Source organism: Vitreoscilla stercoraria DSM 513, from assembly GCF_000382305.1.
Classification (GTDB): Bacteria; Pseudomonadota; Gammaproteobacteria; order Burkholderiales; family Neisseriaceae; genus Vitreoscilla; species Vitreoscilla stercoraria.
This window is the reverse complement of sequence record NZ_KB908036.1, coordinates 1-18,046: the sequence shown is the minus strand read 5'-3', so window position 1 is coordinate 18,046 and position 18,046 is coordinate 1. Positions and strand designations below refer to the sequence as shown.

Sequence of the window (18,046 nt, the reverse complement as noted above, 5' to 3'; positions counted from 1 at the left end):
GGGTCGGACTCGAACCGACACACCTTGCGGCGGGGGATTTTGAGTCCCCTGCGTCTACCAATTTCGCCACCTGGGCAGTGGATTTGGTTTAGAAGGTGCATTATAAGGGATTCAAAAAATGCGTCAAGTATTTTTGGATAAAAAAAGCAAAATTATTTTGATTTTAATGTTAAGCCCAAGTCATATAAGTCTTTTTTATTGTCACCAAAAGTGCGGTGAACAATGTCACACGCTTTTTTCAATGGCATGTCATCCATTAATAATTGTAATAATTTTTCGCCTTCGTTTGAAATACCAGCTTCATCAGTGCTTTTTTCGAGCGGATGTAACACCAAAACCATTTCGCCACGGCTTTGATTGCTGTCTTGTTTTAAAGCGTCCTGTAACTCGGTCACGCTGCCGACTAAAAATGTTTCAAACGTTTTGGTGATTTCTCGTGCGAGCATCAAACGGCGTTCAGGAAACAAAGCTGCCATGTCGGCCAAAGTGGCTTCGATGCGGTGCGGGGTTTCGTAACCGATGATGGTATGTGGTTTGCTTTGCCATTGTGCTAATAATTGGCGGCGCTCATTGGGTTTGGATGGAATGAAACCTGCAAACTCAAAATCAGGTGCCACAATACCTGCAACCGATAAAGCAGCGATTACAGCACTGGCGCCCACTACAGGCCGCACATGAAAGCCAGCTTGGCGTACTTGTTCAACCAAACGTGCACCTGGATCACACACGGCAGGAGTACCTGCATCAGACACTTGAGCGACCACTTGACCGTCTTCTAAAGCAGCAATGATTTTGCTGGCCATGGATTGTTCGTTTTGTTCACGCACACTCACCATTTTGGCTTTGATGCCATAAGCGGCGAGCAATTGACCCGTCATGCGTGTGTCTTCGGCACAAACCAAATCAGCACGAGACAAGACGGCTAAGGCATGCAAAGTGATGTCGGATAAATTGCCAATAGGTGTGGCCACCACATATAATGTCTGTGGTTCTATATGTGCTTGAGCACGTTCTAATAAGGGTTGTAACACTTGTGTCTCGTTGTAATCAGTTGATGGTGTGATACTATCATATGCGGAGGGTGCTATGCGTTTGCAACATCCAAGCGGTCGCGCAGCAGAAGACTTGGCGACAGAATTTCTGGTGGCACAAGGTTGCCAAATCATTGAGCGCAATTGGCATTGTCGCCGTGGTGAAATTGATTTGATTGTTTGGGATGGTTCGGTCTGTGTGTTTGTAGAGGTGAAAATGCGCACTTCACAAGCTTATGGTGGTGCTATGGCATCGATTACAACTACCAAACAACGAAAATTGATTTTAAGTGCACAATGGTATTTGCACACACGGGCTCAGCCTGAACCAGCTTGCCGTTTTGATGCGGTATTGATAGACGGAAATGGCCACATTCAGTGGCTGAAAAACATATTGGAATGCTCATGAATTTAACTGACCGCGTTTTTGAACACTTTGCTGAAAGCATTAAAGTCAAACAAGACAATCAAGAATTATTGGCTGAAGCGACAGCTGCTGCAACAGAATTGATGTTTGCGGCCTTGGTGAACGATGGCAAAATTTTATCTTGTGGCAATGGCGGTTCGGCTGCCGATGCACAACATTTTGCAGCTGAATTGGTGGGTCGATTTGAAATTGAACGCATGGGTTTGGCAGGCATTGCTTTGACCACAGACACATCAGCCTTAACAGCGATTGCCAATGATTATGATTTTAATCGTATTTTCTCCAAACAAGTAGAAGCTTTGGGTCGCAGCGGTGATGTGTTGTTGGCGATTTCAACTTCTGGCAATTCTGCCAATGTGATTGCAGCAATTGAAGCGGCGCACGAGCGTGATATGCGAGTGGTGGCGATGACGGGTAAAGATGGCGGCAAAATTGCGCACTTATTAAAAGAAGAAGATATTTTGTTGAATGTGTCACATCAACGTACCGCACGCATTCAAGAAGTGCATATTTTGTTGATTCATGCGATGTGTGATGGTATTGATCAATTATTAATGGGAAATGTTTAAGCGACCTGTAAGGATGATTACATGAAAAAAACGTTGGCAGCAGTATTGATTGGTGTGAGCTTGACTCAAGCGTTGAGTGGATGTGCCGCTTTGGCAGTAGGTGGTTTGGCAGTGGGCGGTTTGTCCATTTTAGACCGCCGCGCAACAGGTGCTCAAGCAGATGACCAAGTCATTGAATTGCAAGTGGTGAATAATATTACCACTTATTTGCACAATCAATATCCTGTTAATGTTTATAATAATGTCAAAGTCATCAGTTACAATCGTGCGGTATTGCTCGTTGGCGTTGTGGCAGATCAAGCGGCAAAAGATACTGCTGAGCGCATTGCCCGTTCACAATTGGCAGTCAATCGCGTGTATAACCATATTACCATTGGTGAAGAGCGTTCAATGAATGTGGCACAAGATGTGTGGATGACTTCTAAAATACGTACCATGTTACTTAATCCAAAAGGTTATAACCCAAATCATGTGAAAGTCACGACATTCAATGGCGTGACCTATGCACAAGGTGTGTTAACCCCTGAAGAGCAAGCTGCTATTAATCAGCAAATTAGCACCACGTTGGGTGTACAAAAACTGGTCACTTTGTATGAGACTTTTGTACCGACTGTGCAAACCCAGTAAGTAGTGATTTCTACTACTTAAGTAAAACCTTAAGGTGCAAATTTTGACTATTTTTCTAGATTAGGAGATATGGTTTCGTGGTTTGTATTAAAATAAGCGTATCATTTTAAATGAATTTTTATTTTTATGAATAATTCTGAGACAAGTGTTGAGCCAAGTGCCGCACAAAAAAATAAGCCTCGTTCTTCTGTTTTTATGAAGTCATTTTGGGGTCTGATTGGTTTATTGGCATTGGCTGCTGCTGGTTTGATTGGCATGGCTGTTGTGGCTTTGAATGAGCATACTTATGTTGAAAAATCGGTAGAAAAACCAGTTGATCCAGGCGTGGAAATTCTTGATTTAGCAGGTAACAGCCGTATGGTCGATAGTAATTTGGTGCCTGCAAATCCATTGGGCAGTGATGAAAATGCTGTCAAATCTGATACCGAGGGTGAGGCGCAAGCCAAGTTGAATGATGAAAAAATTGCTGGTACCAAATTGGTTGAAGCGGTGAAACCTGTTGTTGTTGAGAAGAAAACAGAACACGCTGCCAAGCCATCTGAGCATCATATCGCTAAAGTGGAAGTTGTTAAGCCACCTAAAGTAGAGAAATCAGTACAACATAAAGAAGCCAATGCACAAATGGACAATTTGTTTTGATGGATAGTAGTAAAAAAACCGCTGTTTTTAAACAGCGGTTTTTTGTGGTTCAATGTGGTTGAGTTTTTTCAACAAATCATCTACTTTATTCGGATCATCATTGCGCAGAATTCGCCAAATCTGTTTTTCAATTTCATCGGTATTGCTGTGCACAATCATGTTTTTAACCCGTAAAATATTGGACGGATGCATGGAAAATTGGCGCAATCCCAAGCCGAGTAATAAACGCGTATAACGGTCATCACCTGCCATTTCACCACATACGGAAATTGGTTTGTTGGCTTTTATGGCACTGCGTATCACATGTGTGAGCAGTTTCAGGACGGCTGGATGAGCAGGTTGATACAAGTGGCTGACGGTGTCATCTGAGCGATCTACTGCCAAAGTATATTGAATTAAATCATTGGTACCGATGGATAAAAAATCTACCAATTTCAGCAAGCTCACCACCATTAAGGCCGCAGATGGTACTTCAATCATACAACCCACCGCCACATTGCTTTCAAACTCTTGACTGCGTTCAGTCAGTTGCTGTTTGACCAACTCTAAATGGCTGTGACATTGTCGCAATTCAGTCAATGAGCCAATCATTGGCCATAAAATGCGAATGGGGCCATGCACTGCAGCACGCAAAATGGCGCGCATTTGGGTGCGAAACATCACAGGCTCTGCTAGGCATAAGCGTATACCAGTCAAACCTAATGCAGGATTTAAAGTGTCATTGTGATTGAGCCAGCGAGGGTTTTTGTCCACGCCTAAATCCACTGTGCGTATGGTCAGTGGTTTACCCTTCATTTTTTTGATGGCATCTAAATAAATTTCGTACTGTTCTTCTTCAGAAGGCAAAGTATCGCGGTTTAAAAATAAGAACTCACTGCGAAACAGGCCGACACCATCAATAGACAATTTATGCGCTGCATTGATATCGGCAGGGGATTCAATATTGGCTAAAATTTGAATATTGACTTCGTCGGCAGTGGTAGCTGCTGTATTTTTTAATTTATTGAGTTGGCGTTTTTGACTGCGGTAGAGTTTGGCACGTTTGCGGTATTCTGATAAAACCGTATCACTGGGGTCAACAATGACGACACCATCAATACCATCGACAATGACCCATTCGTCTTCTTGGATGATATTGCGCGCATTGTGCAGTGCAATCACTGACGGAATATCTAAGCTGCGCCCTAAAATAGCGGTGTGACTGGTAGGACCACCGATATCGGTGACAAATGCGGAAATGCGACTGTCTTTGAAATAAATCGTATCGGCAGGAGAAATATCATGTGCAATCAAAATCATGTCATCAAACAAATCATTGTCGACATGCAATTCTACTTCTTGACCACGCAAATTTTTAAAAATGCGTTCAGCGACCTGTAACATATCTTGCTTACGTTCGCGTAAATATTGATCTTCTATGATGTCAAATTGTTGTGATAAGCGTTCTAATTGAACTTGTAAAGCCCATTCGGCATTGATTTCTTTGGCCTCAATAATATCTATGGGCTCACGAGACAATGTGACATCAGTCAAAAGCATCAAATGCAGCGAGATAAATGCGCCCAATTCGGTTGGAGCATTCTCAGGAATACTGCTGCGTAAGTGCTCTAATTGGCGTCTGGTTTGTTTGACCGCATTTTGAAAGCGTTGGCATTCAACGCTGATTTCGTGCGCTTCAATGGGATAATGCGGCACATCATCCAAACCTTGTTGCAATAAGCGCGCTCGCCCAATTGCAATACCCCCTCCAATGGCAACGCCATGTAACATGATGCTCATGACTTTTTATCCTTCGCTATTCTTCCTCGCCGAAATATTCGGCAATGAGTTTTTTCAACGCTGCCATGGCTTCTTCTTCATCTGAACCATCGACTTCTAATGTGATGACAGAGCCTTGTGCTGCTGCCAACATCATCAAACCCATAATGCTTTTGCCATTCACGCGACGTTCTTTGCGTGACACCCAAATTTCTGATTGGAAGCGGGCGGCGGTTTGGGTAAATTTGCTGGATGCACGGGCGTGTAAGCCTAATTTATTTTCTATGGTAACGTCTGCAGTAATCATGATTTATGTCGCTTCTTCTTGTGTATAGGTTAAGGCCATGATGCCGTTGATGGCAGCTGTTTTGACTTCTTGTGCCAATAAATGAACGTTGTCTCGCAGTGGTGCATATTGGATGGCTTTGACCATCATGGGCGCATTTAAGCCCGTGAGCATCACCACATCGATGGATGTAATCAGTTTGCGCGCCACATTACAGGGCGTGGCACCAAAAATATCAGTTAAGAGCAATACCCCTTGACCTTGGTTCACTTGCTCAATCAAATGGGTGGCTTGTTCTAAAATTAACTCAGGAGGTGTGTCTTTAGCGACATTGAGCAAGCGTACGTTATCAGGACACATGTCAAAAAAATGGCTGACCAACGCATTGTAAGCATGGCCAAGTGATTCATGTGTAACAATCAACAATCCAATCATGCAGTCACTCCTGATGGGGGTGGTAATGGAAAAATCAATAGCCCAAGCGTTGGCAAACAGTCGAAACCAAGCCAGCTTGGTTCAAAGTGTAAAAATGCAAGCTCGGTGCACCTTGGCTTAATAAGCGGTCACATAAATCAGTGACCACATCCAAGCCCATGGCTTTGATGGAAGCGGTATCGTCGCCGTATGCTTGTAATTTTAGGCGCAACCAACGTGGAATTTCTGCACCACAAGTATCAGAAAAACGACTTAAGCTTGAAAAATTGGCAATTGGCATGATGCCCGGCACAATCGGAATATTCACGCCTTGGGCTTGCACGGCATCTACAAATGCAAAGTAAGAATCAATATTATAGAAATATTGGGTAATGGCTGAATTGGCACCTGCTTGGCATTTTTGTACAAAGTAATCAATGTCGCTTTGTGCATTTTTAGCTTGCGGGTGAAATTCAGGATATGCACCTACTTCAATGTGAAACCAATCGCCATGTTCTTGGCGAATGAATGAAACCAATTCATTGGCATAGCGAAAGCCATCTGATGCCATAACGCCCATGCCTGAAGGGATGTCACCACGCAAAGCCACAATGTGTTTGATGCCATGTTCACGATAGGTATTCAAAATATGGCGAACTTCTGATTCTTCTGAGCCGATGCAGGCCAAATGAGGTGCGGCAGCGGTACCTTCAGACATGATGTCTAAGACTGTTTGTAAAGTACCATCACGGGTTGTACCGCCTGCGCCAAAGGTACAAGAGAAAAATTCAGGATTGAATTGGCGTAGTTGTTGGCGTGTAACGGCAACTTTGGCACGACCTTCTTCTGTGCGTGCAGGAAAAAACTCAAAGCTTAATGGTGTACGGTTCATTTTATTTACAATCAGCTAGGAAGAAAATAACTTAAACCATACTTGAGTTTTGTCGTTAGGACACTCGTTGGGGGCTGCATGATTGATATTTCAATGAAGCATACAAATACATGCCAAAGCATGGTTTTAAGACGTGAATTAAGTATAGGGTTTTATGACAGTCATGACCATGCTTTTACTGTGAAAAATTCAAAAAAAAACGAAATTTTTAGCATATATTACGCTAACAGCAGGGATTTAACCGCTGTTGGCGCAGAATTGACCAAAGGTTTGGTTTGTCTGAAGATTCAGCTTTTTGATGGAATGAATTTTTCAGGCAAAGACGTACCGCATTGTAAGCAAACAAAAGTGGTATTTGGCTTGCCGATGGGGAATAAAGGCAAGAAAAAAATGGAAAGGTGTGAACGGCTGCTGCTCAGGCGGTAAGTGGTTTGAGTTTGGCAAATGGGGCAATTGAATAAGCCCTCTGTTTCGCTGATTTTTTTGGGCTGTACGCCGAAAATGAAAATCATGGATGTCTTTCTGGGTAATGAAAAGAAGGATGAATCAAAAAGCTATACATTTAGATGTGAAAGATTATAATAAAAAATTCCTTTTCCCATATGAGCGAAAAAAGCATGAGTAGTGAACACACAGCAAGACTTTTAATTCATTGTCAGGATCAATCAGGCATTGTGCAAGCTGTATCGGGTCTTTTATACCATGTAGGCGCCAATATTACCGCTTTGGATCAATACACGACTGAGGCCAGTGGTGGTGATTATTTTATGCGAGTGGAGTTTTTGTTGCCGCAATTGGAAAAGCAGCACGATATTTTAATTGAAAACTTTCAGCGCAATGTTGCCAATATGTATGCGATGAATTGGCGTTTGGCTTTGGTCAAAGAGCGCAAAAAAGTGGCTTTATTTGTCTCTAAACATGATCATGCTTTGATGGAATTGTTGTGGCGCCATGCGCGTGGACAGTTGCCGTGTGACATTGCTTGTGTCATCAGCAATCACGAAGATTTGCGTGAGGCGGTGGAAAATTTTGGTATTGAGTACAAGGTGGTTAAAGTGACACCAGAAACCAAAGTACAAGCCGAAGCACAAATCAACGAATGGGTGGCTGATTGTGACTTATTGGTATTGGCGCGTTATATGCAGATTTTGAGTGAAGATTTTACTGCCAAGTGGGCACAAAAAATTATTAACATTCATCATTCATTTTTGCCTGCTTTTGTCGGTGCCGATCCTTATGGTCAAGCATATGATAAAGGTGTGAAGTTGATTGGTGCAACAGCGCATTATGTGACGGCAGATTTAGACCAAGGTCCGATTATCGAGCAAGATGTGAAGCGGGTCGATCACCGTTACACTGTGCAAGAGTTGCGAGAATTGGGTGCGGATGTGGAAAGACAGGTTTTGGCACGTGCCATCACTTGGCATTTAGAAGACCGTGTCATTGTATTTGGTCATAAAACTGTGGTGTTTGAATAAAACATCATCTGATTTGAAAAAAGCGTCCTGTAAATATTTACAGGACGCTTTTTGAATGTTTACAGGGTGCTGTATCAGCGATGAGGCAAACGCCAAATCCAAATGGCGACGCACAAACAAGTGATGCCACACATGCTCCAAACCCATACCATTTCAGGAAAACGGTAATACACCATATAAGTAGACAAAGCCATCATGGAGCTAGACAGCATTTTAGCAGGCAAAGGCACTGCGCGATGTTCTTGCCAATTGTACACAATCGGACCAAATGTTTTGTGTTGTAATAGCCAATGATGAAAGCGTGGTGAAGCTTTGGCAAAACACACTGCCGCCAACAATACAAATGGCGTGGTGGGCAGCAAAGGCAGGAAAATGCCAATGGTACCCAATGCCAAAGCCAACCAACCTGCGGCCAACAAGGCATAGCGCACCATCATATCAGTCCTTTTTCTGCCACAAAGCATCCCAACCTTCATGTCCCATTTTTTCAAGCAAAGCAATGTTGCGCTCAAAAATGGTGTCTGCATTAGGGAATGCTTGCATGGCTTTGGCAATGCTGTCTTCGCGAATCAAATGCAAAATGGGATAAGGTGAGCGATTGGTATAATTGCTGATGTCGTCAGGCTCAGTACCGTCAAACTGAAATTGCGGATGAAACGGTGCAATTTGAATCACGCCTTCCAAACCATGATCGACCAAGGCTTGATCGGCAACATCTAAAATTTGATTGAACAAATCAAAATCGTTGAATAAATTCGGTTCAATCAGCAAAGTGGTTTCTAGCTCGTTGGCAGGCGTTTGCTTGAGCAAGAGCAATTCTTCATCCAAACGCTCTAAAAATACATCCAAATGCCTAGCTTGGCTAACACTAAAGCGAATCAAATCTTTATTGTAAGTGGCTTTGGCAAATGGGCATAAATTTAACCCAATCACGGCAGTTTCTAGCCATGTGCGGGTGGTTTGGATGAGGTCTTGGTGATTCAAATCAGTCATTGTGCAAATGGTTCAATGGTAAAGCGGTGGTTTTTTTCACTTCACGCAATACAAAGCTAGAGCGAGCGTCCTGTACACCTGATTGGTTCAATAAAATTTCCAATACAAAATGCGAGAAATGTTCCATATCGACAAAGAAAGCATGCAACATATAATCGGTTTCACCAGTTAACGCAAAACAGCTCAAAATTTCAGGCCATTGTTGTACTGTTTCATCGAATTTTTCACGACCGCCGCCTGCTTTGTTAACTGTCACACGAATGAAAGCTTGCAAGCCCAATTCAATCGCCGCAGGGCTTAACAAAGCAGCATAACGTTGAATCACGCCAGCATCTTCCAATTGTTTCAAACGACGCAAGCAAGGAGAAGGTGACAAAGCCACACGTTCAGACAATTCTACGTTGGTCAAACGGCCGTTTTCTTGTAAAACTTGTAAAATTTTTAAATCAATTTTATCTAAGACGATGCTCTGCATGAGTGTGGCTCTCCCGTAAAATACAGTGTGTGTACAAAGTAGACGAAAATTTTTAGATTATTGCGCAATTTTTTTGATGAGTTAAATCATAGATTCTCAACATAATGTGACAATATTCTACCTCAAAAGAAGTTTTTTTTATAAAAAATTAGGAAGTCGTCAAAAAATAGAGGATTGTTGTCGTAAATTGAGAGTGAGCCTATGGTGGATTGGAAGTGTTTTAATGAAAATTTGCCTGTTTTTTTGATATCTATGCTTAATATTATTAATATAAAATTAAAATAAATTAAGTTGCGCTGCATCACCGATGTTACTTGCCAAAAAGCGTCATAGACAGTCATAATAGCGGCGTTTTGCAGGAGAAGTCCGAGAAATAGATTGGCTCGGCTACCGAAGGCGCATAGACCCTTTAATCGCTCAGGTGGAAGGACTGTAAAACCCTTATGTGTTTCATGCAGATAAGGCAAATCTGGAGAGCGGCAAAAAAGCCCACCGAAGGGGGAAAGAATGAAGTCTTTCATTCGAAAATCTCAGGTCACAGGACAGATAGGGAATCGCTTGTTGCTAAAGCAAAAAGCATTCTTAATTCTATGGAGTGATGGACATGAGTGAACCTCAAAAAACCCCGTTTTACAATGCCCACGTTGCCGCTGAAGGTAAAATGGTCGATTTCTCAGGTTGGGATTTACCCATCCATTACGGCTCCCAAATCAAAGAACATGAATTCGTGCGTACCGATGCTGGTATGTTTGACGTGTCTCATATGGTCGTGACTGATGTTTCTGGCGAGCAAGTCAAAGCATGGTTGCAATATCTTTTGGCCAATGATGTAGACAAATTAAAATTCGTTGGCAAAGCTTTGTATTCCCCAATGTTAAACGAGCAAGCCGGTGTTATCGATGACTTGATTGTTTACCTTTCTAATGAAGCAGAAACTGAATACCGCATCGTATCGAATGCAGCCACTCGTGAAAAAGACTTGGCGCAATTCACCAAAACCGCAGCACCATTTGGTGTCACTATCAAAGAGCGTCCTGAATTGGCGATGTTGGCAGTGCAAGGTCCTAAAGCGATTGAAAAATTGTTGGTCGCAAAACCTGAATGGGCTGAACAAGTTAACGCATTGAAAGCGTTTGTAGGCGTGGATTTGGGTGGCGATTGGTTTGTAGCCAAAACAGGTTATACCGGTGAAGACGGTGTGGAAGTGATTTTGCCAGCTGCAGCTGCAGAAACTTTCTTCAATGAGTTGCGCGCTGTGGGCGTGAATCCTTGTGGTTTGGGCGCGCGTGATACTTTGCGTATGGAAGCGGGCATGAACTTGTACGGCCATGACATGGGCGAAGAAATCAATCCTTTGCAAGCGGGAATGGGTTGGACGATTGCTTGGAGTGATGAACGTGACTTTATCGGTAAAGCCGCTTTGCTCAAAGCCAAAGAAACTGGCGTGCCTGAAAAACAAGTTGGCTTGGTAATGGAAACGCGTGGCGTATTGCGTGAAGGCATGCAAGTGACCGTTCCTGGTATCGGTACTGGCATTATTACTTCAGGTACATTCTCACCGACTTTGAAACAATCTATTGCCATTGCGCGTGTGCCTAAAGCCACCACCGATACCGCACAAGTGGACATTCGTGGCACATTCACTGACGTACGTGTTATCAAATTGCCATTTGTACGCAATGGTCAAAAACAATTTGATTGATTTGGTTTGGGCGTCCTGAAATGGTTTCAGGACGCCAATTTGTAAAATTTAATGTGGAGTAAATCTCATGAGCAATGTTCCAGCAGAATTAAAATATGTTTCTAGCCACGAGTGGTTGCGTTTGGAAGCTGACGGCAGCGTGACCGTTGGCATTACCGACCATGCACAAGAATTATTGGGCGACATCGTATTCGTTGAATTGCCTGAAGTGGGCGCAAATTTGGCTGCTGAAGAGCAAGCTGGCGTGGTTGAATCTGTGAAAGCCGCTTCTGACATTTACGCGCCTATCGCAGGTGAAATTTTGGAAATCAACCAAGAGTTGGTAGATGCACCAGAAACTGCTAACACCGATCCTTACGGTGCGGCTTGGTTCTTCCGCATTCAGCCTGCAAACGCTGCTGATTTAGATGGTTTGTTGGATGCCGCAGCTTACGAAGCAGAAATCAACTGATTGGTGAGTGCATTGAAAGCATGAAATAAGTAGCAAATGCTGCATTTAAGCATAGCAGCATATGCTACTTAAGTAGAAACATCTCATCTCAAATTTGGTCTATTGCATAATGCCGCAATTGGCAATCAATAAATCAAGGGAGAGCGTGATGGCATTGCAAGAACCGAGTAAAGCATTTGTGGGTGCTTCATGGGTAGCATTGGGGGTGGGCATGATGGCTTATCTCTTTGGCCTTTGGAGTGCGCCAATGGCACTGAGCGAAAAAGGTTATTACTTGGTTTTGCTGTTGTTCGGTTTGTTCGCAGCGGTGTCTTTGCAAAAGGCAGTGCGTGACCGCTTAGAACACATACCAGTGACCGATATTTATTTGGGTATTTGTTGGTTTGGGTTGTTAAGTTCGATTGTGATGTTGGCTGTGGGTTTGTGGAACGCACAATTGCCTAGTACCGAAAAAGGCTTTTATGGCATCAGTTTTTTAATGAGCCTGTTTGCTTCCATTGCGGTGCAAAAGAATGTGCGCGACATCTTACAAAATCGCCGTGAAACTGGCGAGCCAGAAAAATCCCGTGAATCGTTTTTACAGCGCTTGAGCAAAAACGATGACGAGTAAGCATTCACAAACACATACGTAACAATGGCTTTAACAAATACCGGTAGTGGTTTTCAACCACAGCCGGTTTATTTTTGGACGTTGTAAACGCGCTGATGTCTTATTGTCAATTTGTGCAAACATTGGATGGCGATGACCGCAATCCACACAAACACTACCATGACCATCTGTATGGTTATTCGGTGGCGTCTGACGATGAACTTTTTGCGCGTTTGGTGTTGGAAATCAACCAAGCAGGTTTGAGTTGGAGCACGATTTTAAACAAATGGGATGGTTTTTATCAAGCCTACCATGATTTTGAAATCAGCAAAGTCGCTGCTTTTGATGCGCAAGACGTGGCGCGTTTGTTACAGGACGCATCGATTGTACGCAACCGTTTGAAAGTGCATGCGGCTATTTACAATGCGCAGCAGATTGTGTTGTTGCAGCAAGAATATGGTTCATTCAAAGCATGGTTAGAGCATCACCATCCATTGGCAAAAAGTGAATGGGTGAAAGTATTTAAACAGCAATTTAAGTTTGTTGGCGGTGAGATTGTTAGCGAGTTTTTAATGAGTACAGGTTATTTGCCCGGTGCGCATGATGCAGACTGCCCTATTTTGATGCTTGTAGAGGGTAGCCAACCACCATATCTCCGAGGCACATCACAATAAGGATAGGGCTTGATGTGGGGAATTGAGAATTATTGGGGTTTTGTGGTGGCGGCATTGGTGTTGAATATTACACCGGGCTCGGACACGATTTACATTTTGAGCAGGACTTTGTCGCAAGGTGCGAAAGCGGGTATTGCATCGGTTTTGGGTATTTCTAGCGGCATTTTGGTGTGGGGCTTGTTGGTATCGTTGGGATTGGCGGCTGTTTTGGCACAAGCGCCGATGTTGATGCTGGCTATTAAACTGTTGGGTGCGGCTTACATTGTTTGGATTGCAGTGCAAATGTGGCGCAGCAATGATTTGGATGCCTCCAGTTTACAGGACGCTTCTAAAGGTATGAGCGTCCTGAAAACCTACCAACAAGGTGTGGTGACCAATTTGCTCAATCCTAAAATTGGTTTGTTTTTTTTGGCATTCTTACCGCAATTTGTCAGTCATGGTGCGGATTCGGCCGTACCGTTTTTATTGTTGACCGCCACATTTATGGTTACGGGAACGCTGTGGTGTTTGTTGTTGGTGGTATTGGCAGGATTTATTAGTAAAAAATTGCAGCAGCGTCCTGAATATGCACAAAGATTGAGCAAAAGCAGTGCGGTGATATTGGGTGCGATGGGCGTGCACACCGGTATTAGTAGCCTTAAAGAGGTGGTATGAGTTCTGCTGCTGAGGTGGCAAAGCAAGAAGCCTTGCCTTTGGGTTTGCTGATTGCCGTATTTGTCATTGGTATGTTTGCTTTTGTGCAAGTGTATGCCGTGCAAGCGATTTTGCCATTATTGATGCAAGCATTTTCTGCCACGCCTGACGAAATTGGTTTTACCGTTGGTGCAACAGTGTTGGCGGTGGCGTTGATGTCGCCTTTTATGGGCATGTTGTCGGATGCGGTGGGACGCAAAAGTGTGATTGTGGCGTCTTTGTTGTTTTTGGGCTTTCCCACCGCCATGATGGGTTTTGCCGATAGTTTGGCGCAAATGAATGTGTGGCGGTTTTTGCAAGGCTTGGCAGTACCGGGCATTACGGTGGTGTTGATTGCTTACATTGGCGAAGAATTTATAGGTCGCAATATGACCAAAATCATGTCTTTGTATGTATCAGGTACGGTGTTCGGTGGGTTTTCAGGCCGCTTTATTTTGGGTCATTTGACCGAATATTTGACATGGCAACAAGCGTTTTGGGTGATGGCAGCAACGATGTTGGCAGGTGTGGTATTGGCCATCACACAATTGCCTGCTTCTAAAAGTTTTGTGCCCAATCGCCAATTAAAGCCTGTGCTGCAAGGATTGTGGTCGCATTTGCACAATCGTTATGTTTTGAGTGCCATGTTATTGGGCGCATGTGTGTTGTTCTCGTTGGTGGGTTGTTTTACGTTCGTCAATTTGCATTTGGCGGCTGCGCCTTACCATTTGAGCAGCGCGCAATTGGCCAATATTTTCATGGTGTACTTAATCGGCATGATTATCACGCCTTTATCAACACGGATTTTGACCCGGTTGGGTGCTAAAAAAACCGCCATATTGGCTGTGCTGATGTCGATGGTGGGTGTGGTCGGCACTTTGGTAGCACCGCTTTGGGAGATTGTGGTGGCTTTGGGCGTAATGAGCTCAGGCGTATTCATTACGCAATCGGCGACCATCAGTTACATCGCCAAGAACGTGACGCAAAATCGTTCTTTGGCTTCAGGTTTGTATTATATGGGTTATTACACAGGTGGCACCATTGGTGCGGCGGTGTGTGGATGGGCTTATGCGCGCGGCGAATGGAATCTGACGGTTGGGGTTTTGTTGTTGGTGCAAGTGTTTGCTTTATTGGTGGCGTCGGTCGTGATGGTTTCACGCAAAGCGCCCTGAAACAATGGTTTTGTAACAGAGGATTCAGTTATGAGTTTCAATGAGTTATTCAATGCCGGTGAATTCATCGGTCGTCACATCGGTATCAATGCCGACAGCACGCAACAAATGTTGCAAGCTGTGGGCGCTGACAGTATCGATGCATTTTTGAGCCAAACCGTACCTGATTCAGTACGCATGCCAGGTGAATTGAATTTGCCTGACAGCGTGACTGAAACCGACGCTTTGCAACAGTTGCGTGGTTTGGCTGATAACATCAAAGTGAACAACAGCTACATCGGTTTGGGTTATTACCCAACTCGCTTGCCATATGTAATTCAACGCAATGTCTTGGAAAACCCAGGTTGGTATACCGCTTACACGCCTTACCAAGCTGAAATTGCGCAAGGTCGTTTGGAAGCATTATTGAACTTCCAACAAGTGTGTATTGACTTGTCTGGTTTGGAATTGGCGGGCGCTTCATTGTTGGATGAAGCCACTGCTGCGGCTGAAGCGATGTCTTTGGCCAAACGCATGAGCAAAGTGAAAACCGATCGTTACTTCGTTGACGCTCGCGTGTATCCACAAACTTTGGACGTGATGCAAACCCGTGCTCAATACTTCGGTTTTGAGTTGGTGGTGGGCGATTTTGAACAAGCTCAAGAAGGTGAATACTTCGGTGCGTTGTTGCAATACGTGGGCAAAGATGGCGATGTGGTTGATTTGACCGACATCATTGCAGCGTTGAAAGCCAAAGGTACGAATGTGGCGGTTGCCGCTGACGTGATGAGCTTGGTGTTATTGAAATCTCCAGGTGAAATGGGTGCAGACGTGGCTTTGGGTAACACCCAACGCTTTGGTGTGCCTATGGGCTTTGGTGGTCCTCACGCTGCATTCTTTGCGTTCACCGATGCTGCCAAACGTTCGGCTCCAGGCCGCATCATTGGTGTGTCTGTGGACGCCAAAGGCAAACGCGCTTTGCGCATGGCTTTGCAAACGCGTGAACAACACATTCGCCGTGAAAAAGCCAACTCTAACATTTGTACGTCACAAGTATTGTTGGCGAACTTGGCTGGTATGTACGCGGTTTACCACGGTCCTGAAGGCGTGAAACGCATTGCCAATCGCATTCACGCATTGGCAACGGCTTTTGCTGATGTGATTAACGCTGCTGAAGGCGTGAGCGTGGTGCATGCCCAATTCTTCGACACCGTATTGGTAGAAGCGGGCGACAAAGCGGCTGCGATTTATGAAGCATTGTTGGCGCAAGGCGTTAACGTGCGTCCTGTAGGTGAAACGGCTTTGGCAGTGGCATTCCATGAATTGTCTAATGCCCAAGACTTTGCACAATTGACAGAAGCGTTCACAGGTACGGCTGCATCTTTGCCTGCTGAAGCGAAATCGTCATTGAATGCAGCCGTTTTGCGTACCGATGCGATTTTGTCACACCCAGTTTTCAACAGCCATCATACCGAACACGAGATGTTGCGCTACTTGAAAAAATTGGAAGACAAAGATTTGGCGATGAACCGCAGCATGATTTCATTGGGCAGCTGCACCATGAAATTGAATGCAACCGCTGAGATGATTCCAATCACTTGGCCTGAATTCGGTCAAGTACATCCGTTTGCACCTTTGGATCAAGTGGGTGGTTACTTGCAAATGATTGAAAGCTTGCAAGACTATTTGAAAGCCATCACAGGTTTCGATGACATCTCTATGCAGCCTAACTCAGGTGCGCAAGGTGAGTATGCAGGTATCGTGGCGATTCGCCGTTACCAAGAAGCACAAGGCGAGTCTCATCGTGATATTTGCTTGATTCCACGTTCAGCTCACGGTACCAACCCTGCGACTGCGAACATGGCCGGCCTGAAAGTGGTTGTGGTGGAAACCGACGAATACGGTAACGTAGACGTGGCGGACTTGAAAGCCAAAGCCGAACAACACAAAGACAATTTGTCTGCATTGATGATTACCTATCCATCAACTCATGGTGTGTTTGAAGAAGGCATTCGTGAAATTTGTGATGTGATTCACGCCAATGGCGGTCAAGTGTACATGGATGGCGCAAACTTGAATGCACAAGTGGGCTTGATGCAGCCTGCGGAAGTGGGCGCAGACGTCTTGCACATGAACTTGCACAAAACCTTCTGTATCCCTCACGGTGGTGGCGGTCCAGGCATGGGTCCTATTGGTTTGAAATCACATTTGGCTCCATTCAAAGCCAGCCATGCCGTATCAGGCGTGTTCAATGCGGTTGATGGTCAAGGCGCGGTTTCTGCAGCACCTTACGGTTCTGCAAGCATTTTGCCAATCACATGGATGTACATCACCATGATGGGCAAAGACATCAAGCAAGCAACCGAAGCGGCTTTGTTGAACGCGAACTACTTGGCAACGAAATTGGCTGAAGACTACCCAATTTTGTACAGCGGCAAAAACGGCCGTGTGGCGCACGAATGTATCGTTGACTTGCGTCCTTTAAAAGCCGACAGTGGCATCACCGAAGTGGACATTGCTAAGCGTTTGATGGACTACGGTTTCCATGCACCAACCATGTCGTTCCCAGTAGCGGGCACGTTGATGATTGAGCCAACCGAATCTGAAAGCAAAGCGGAATTGGATCGCTTCATTGCTGCGATGAAAAACATCAAGCAAGAAGCTTTGAAAGTTCAAAACGGTGTTTGGCCTAAAGACAACAACCCATTGTGCAACGCACCGCACACGGCTTACAACGTGATTGATGGCGAATGGAATCATCCATACAGCCGTGACGAAGCAGTGTATCCGTTGGATTACGTGCGTGACAACAAATTCTGGCCTACCGTGAACCGCATCGACGATGTGTACGGCGACCGCAATTTGGTGTGCTCTTGTCCACCAATGGATGTGTACGAAGATTAATCTATTGTAATCTATTGGATTAATGCTCTGAGTTGATATAAAGGGGTCACCTCAGAAAACGGAATTTAAAGTACGTTAAGGCTGAGTCGAGGCAGGTAGCCAACGGTACAAGGTAGAAACCGATACACCGAGGTTTTTAGCTACCTCTTTAGGTGGAACACCACTGGACAGCAGCTTCTTAGCCGATTCAATCTTACTGTCGGTCATCTTTGGTTTACGACCTCCTTTTCGACCAAGCTTTTTAGCGACTTCTAGCCCTGCACGTGTGCGTTCTATAGTTAACTCCCTCTCCATTTCGGCAAGGCTGGCCATAA

General features: G+C 44.5%; 22 protein-coding genes and 2 riboswitches. Of the genes, 12 read left to right on the top strand and 10 right to left on the bottom strand.

What is annotated here, in order from left to right:
• Positions 1 to 152 precede the first annotated feature (152 nt).
• The gene (gene rsmI, locus H150_RS0112200; protein WP_019959343.1) at positions 153 to 1,031 is read right to left on the bottom strand and encodes a 16S rRNA (cytidine(1402)-2'-O)-methyltransferase; all 879 of its coding nucleotides are present in this window, start codon (positions 1,029 to 1,031) and stop codon (positions 153 to 155) included.
• Between the two features lie 55 nt (positions 1,032 to 1,086).
• Between rsmI and H150_RS0112195 the strand changes: the two genes are divergently transcribed.
• The 4 genes from H150_RS0112195 (at position 1,087) to H150_RS0112180 (ending at position 3,293) form a co-directional block, all read left to right on the top strand.
• Complete coding sequence (locus tag H150_RS0112195) at positions 1,087 to 1,440, top strand: YraN family protein (RefSeq protein WP_019959342.1); 354 nt, start codon at positions 1,087 to 1,089, stop codon at positions 1,438 to 1,440.
• Entirely contained in the window at positions 1,437 to 2,027 is a 591-nt protein-coding gene (locus H150_RS0112190) for a phosphoheptose isomerase (protein ID WP_019959341.1), read from the top strand. Before H150_RS0112195 ends, H150_RS0112190 begins: the two co-directional genes overlap by 4 nt.
• 21 nt (positions 2,028 to 2,048) lie before the next feature.
• Positions 2,049 to 2,654, top strand: a complete 606-nt coding sequence (locus H150_RS0112185; RefSeq protein WP_019959340.1) for a BON domain-containing protein — start codon at positions 2,049 to 2,051, stop codon at positions 2,652 to 2,654.
• A gap of 126 nt (positions 2,655 to 2,780) precedes the next feature.
• Positions 2,781 to 3,293: a hypothetical protein gene (locus H150_RS0112180; RefSeq protein ID WP_019959339.1), complete on the top strand. Its 513-nt coding sequence runs from the start codon at positions 2,781 to 2,783 to the stop codon at positions 3,291 to 3,293.
• A 27-nt stretch (positions 3,294 to 3,320) separates the two neighbouring features.
• Here H150_RS0112180 and ptsP read toward each other — a convergent pair whose 3' ends face one another.
• The 5 genes from ptsP to H150_RS15440 form a co-directional block, all read right to left on the bottom strand.
• Positions 3,321 to 5,072 (bottom strand): phosphoenolpyruvate--protein phosphotransferase, encoded by a 1,752-nt coding sequence (gene ptsP / locus H150_RS0112175; RefSeq protein ID WP_019959338.1) that lies wholly within the window; start codon positions 5,070 to 5,072, stop codon positions 3,321 to 3,323.
• Between the two features lie 16 nt (positions 5,073 to 5,088).
• On the bottom strand, positions 5,089 to 5,358 hold the full coding sequence (locus tag H150_RS0112170) for an HPr family phosphocarrier protein (protein WP_019959337.1): 270 nt from the start codon (positions 5,356 to 5,358) through the stop codon (positions 5,089 to 5,091).
• A 3-nt stretch (positions 5,359 to 5,361) separates the two neighbouring features.
• Positions 5,362 to 5,772, bottom strand: a complete 411-nt coding sequence (locus tag H150_RS0112165; RefSeq protein ID WP_019959336.1) for a PTS sugar transporter subunit IIA — start codon at positions 5,770 to 5,772, stop codon at positions 5,362 to 5,364.
• A 34-nt stretch (positions 5,773 to 5,806) separates the two neighbouring features.
• Entirely contained in the window at positions 5,807 to 6,643 is an 837-nt protein-coding gene (gene metF, locus H150_RS0112160) for a methylenetetrahydrofolate reductase [NAD(P)H] (RefSeq protein ID WP_019959335.1), read from the bottom strand.
• A gap of 287 nt (positions 6,644 to 6,930) precedes the next feature.
• Positions 6,931 to 7,155, bottom strand: a complete 225-nt coding sequence (locus H150_RS15440) for a zinc-ribbon domain-containing protein (protein ID WP_026353691.1) — start codon at positions 7,153 to 7,155, stop codon at positions 6,931 to 6,933.
• Between the two features lie 90 nt (positions 7,156 to 7,245).
• On the opposite strand from H150_RS15440, the gene purU reads away from it, so the two are divergent.
• The gene (gene purU, locus H150_RS0112145; RefSeq protein ID WP_019959333.1) at positions 7,246 to 8,121 is read left to right on the top strand and encodes a formyltetrahydrofolate deformylase; all 876 of its coding nucleotides are present in this window, start codon (positions 7,246 to 7,248) and stop codon (positions 8,119 to 8,121) included.
• A 74-nt stretch (positions 8,122 to 8,195) separates the two neighbouring features.
• Here purU and H150_RS0112140 read toward each other — a convergent pair whose 3' ends face one another.
• From H150_RS0112140 to H150_RS0112130, 3 genes are read right to left on the bottom strand one after another with little or no spacing between them, the layout of a single operon-like run.
• The gene (locus H150_RS0112140) at positions 8,196 to 8,555 is read right to left on the bottom strand and encodes a YbaN family protein (RefSeq protein ID WP_026353689.1); all 360 of its coding nucleotides are present in this window, start codon (positions 8,553 to 8,555) and stop codon (positions 8,196 to 8,198) included.
• Positions 8,556 to 8,559: 4 nt separating this feature from the next.
• Positions 8,560 to 9,114 carry a DUF1415 domain-containing protein gene (locus tag H150_RS0112135; protein ID WP_019959331.1) on the bottom strand — a complete coding sequence of 185 codons (555 nt, stop codon included), beginning with the start codon at positions 9,112 to 9,114 and terminating at the stop codon, positions 8,560 to 8,562.
• Positions 9,107 to 9,589, bottom strand: coding sequence for an Lrp/AsnC family transcriptional regulator (locus H150_RS0112130; protein WP_019959330.1), 483 nt, complete (start codon positions 9,587 to 9,589; stop codon positions 9,107 to 9,109). Before H150_RS0112130 ends, H150_RS0112135 begins: the two co-directional genes overlap by 8 nt.
• Positions 9,590 to 9,935: 346 nt before the next feature.
• Positions 9,936 to 10,032: riboswitch (glycine riboswitch) on the top strand.
• Positions 10,033 to 10,048: 16 nt separating this feature from the next.
• A riboswitch (glycine riboswitch) is annotated at positions 10,049 to 10,145 on the top strand.
• Positions 10,146 to 10,193: 48 nt separating this feature from the next.
• Between H150_RS0112130 and gcvT the strand changes: the two genes are divergently transcribed.
• The 7 genes from gcvT (at position 10,194) to gcvP (ending at position 17,732) form a co-directional block, all read left to right on the top strand.
• On the top strand, positions 10,194 to 11,291 hold the full coding sequence (gene gcvT / locus H150_RS0112115) for a glycine cleavage system aminomethyltransferase GcvT (RefSeq protein WP_019959327.1): 1,098 nt from the start codon (positions 10,194 to 10,196) through the stop codon (positions 11,289 to 11,291).
• Between the two features lie 67 nt (positions 11,292 to 11,358).
• Positions 11,359 to 11,742, top strand: coding sequence for a glycine cleavage system protein GcvH (gcvH, locus tag H150_RS0112110; protein ID WP_019959326.1), 384 nt, complete (start codon positions 11,359 to 11,361; stop codon positions 11,740 to 11,742).
• 148 nt (positions 11,743 to 11,890) lie between these two features.
• Positions 11,891 to 12,352, top strand: a complete 462-nt coding sequence (gene yiaA / locus H150_RS0112105) for an inner membrane protein YiaA (RefSeq protein ID WP_019959325.1) — start codon at positions 11,891 to 11,893, stop codon at positions 12,350 to 12,352.
• Between the two features lie 95 nt (positions 12,353 to 12,447).
• A complete protein-coding gene (locus H150_RS0112100) occupies positions 12,448 to 13,005 on the top strand; it encodes a DNA-3-methyladenine glycosylase I (protein WP_019959324.1) in 558 nt (185 codons plus the stop codon).
• A 12-nt stretch (positions 13,006 to 13,017) separates the two neighbouring features.
• A complete protein-coding gene (locus H150_RS0112095) occupies positions 13,018 to 13,659 on the top strand; it encodes a LysE family translocator (RefSeq protein ID WP_019959323.1) in 642 nt (213 codons plus the stop codon).
• Positions 13,656 to 14,849, top strand: a complete 1,194-nt coding sequence (locus H150_RS0112090; RefSeq protein ID WP_019959322.1) for an MFS transporter — start codon at positions 13,656 to 13,658, stop codon at positions 14,847 to 14,849. The genes H150_RS0112095 and H150_RS0112090 overlap by 4 nt, the downstream gene beginning before the upstream one ends.
• Positions 14,850 to 14,879: 30 nt before the next feature.
• Positions 14,880 to 17,732, top strand: coding sequence for an aminomethyl-transferring glycine dehydrogenase (gene gcvP, locus H150_RS0112085; RefSeq protein ID WP_019959321.1), 2,853 nt, complete (start codon positions 14,880 to 14,882; stop codon positions 17,730 to 17,732).
• A gap of 75 nt (positions 17,733 to 17,807) precedes the next feature.
• Here gcvP and H150_RS0112080 read toward each other — a convergent pair.
• Positions 17,808 to 18,046 (bottom strand): recombinase family protein (locus H150_RS0112080; RefSeq protein WP_019959320.1); only part of this gene is annotated, 239 nt, incomplete at its 5' end.

Bases quoted from the DNA above. Each gene is read 5' to 3' on its own strand.
- H150_RS0112170 (WP_019959337.1), bottom strand. From the start codon at position 5,358: ATGATTACTGCAGACGTTACCATAGAAAATAAATTAGGCTTACACGCC.
- ptsP (WP_019959338.1), bottom strand. From the start codon at position 5,072: ATGAGCATCATGTTACATGGCGTTGCCATTGGAGGGGGTATTGCAATT.
- H150_RS0112190 (WP_019959341.1), top strand. From the start codon at position 1,437: ATGAATTTAACTGACCGCGTTTTTGAACACTTTGCTGAAAGCATTAAA.
- H150_RS0112100 (WP_019959324.1), top strand. From the start codon at position 12,448: ATGTCTTATTGTCAATTTGTGCAAACATTGGATGGCGATGACCGCAAT.
- gcvH (WP_019959326.1), top strand. From the start codon at position 11,359: ATGAGCAATGTTCCAGCAGAATTAAAATATGTTTCTAGCCACGAGTGG.
- H150_RS0112140 (WP_026353689.1), bottom strand. From the start codon at position 8,555: ATGGTGCGCTATGCCTTGTTGGCCGCAGGTTGGTTGGCTTTGGCATTG.
- gcvT (WP_019959327.1), top strand. From the start codon at position 10,194: ATGAGTGAACCTCAAAAAACCCCGTTTTACAATGCCCACGTTGCCGCT.
- yiaA (WP_019959325.1), top strand. From the start codon at position 11,891: ATGGCATTGCAAGAACCGAGTAAAGCATTTGTGGGTGCTTCATGGGTA.
- H150_RS0112195 (WP_019959342.1), top strand. From the start codon at position 1,087: ATGCGTTTGCAACATCCAAGCGGTCGCGCAGCAGAAGACTTGGCGACA.
- H150_RS0112165 (WP_019959336.1), bottom strand. From the start codon at position 5,772: ATGATTGGATTGTTGATTGTTACACATGAATCACTTGGCCATGCTTAC.
- metF (WP_019959335.1), bottom strand. From the start codon at position 6,643: ATGAACCGTACACCATTAAGCTTTGAGTTTTTTCCTGCACGCACAGAA.
- gcvP (WP_019959321.1), top strand. From the start codon at position 14,880: ATGAGTTTCAATGAGTTATTCAATGCCGGTGAATTCATCGGTCGTCAC.
- H150_RS0112095 (WP_019959323.1), top strand. From the start codon at position 13,018: ATGTGGGGAATTGAGAATTATTGGGGTTTTGTGGTGGCGGCATTGGTG.
- H150_RS0112090 (WP_019959322.1), top strand. From the start codon at position 13,656: ATGAGTTCTGCTGCTGAGGTGGCAAAGCAAGAAGCCTTGCCTTTGGGT.
- H150_RS0112185 (WP_019959340.1), top strand. From the start codon at position 2,049: ATGAAAAAAACGTTGGCAGCAGTATTGATTGGTGTGAGCTTGACTCAA.
- H150_RS0112135 (WP_019959331.1), bottom strand. From the start codon at position 9,114: ATGACTGATTTGAATCACCAAGACCTCATCCAAACCACCCGCACATGG.
- H150_RS0112180 (WP_019959339.1), top strand. From the start codon at position 2,781: ATGAATAATTCTGAGACAAGTGTTGAGCCAAGTGCCGCACAAAAAAAT.
- H150_RS15440 (WP_026353691.1), bottom strand. From the start codon at position 7,155: ATGATTTTCATTTTCGGCGTACAGCCCAAAAAAATCAGCGAAACAGAG.
- H150_RS0112130 (WP_019959330.1), bottom strand. From the start codon at position 9,589: ATGCAGAGCATCGTCTTAGATAAAATTGATTTAAAAATTTTACAAGTT.
- purU (WP_019959333.1), top strand. From the start codon at position 7,246: ATGAGCGAAAAAAGCATGAGTAGTGAACACACAGCAAGACTTTTAATT.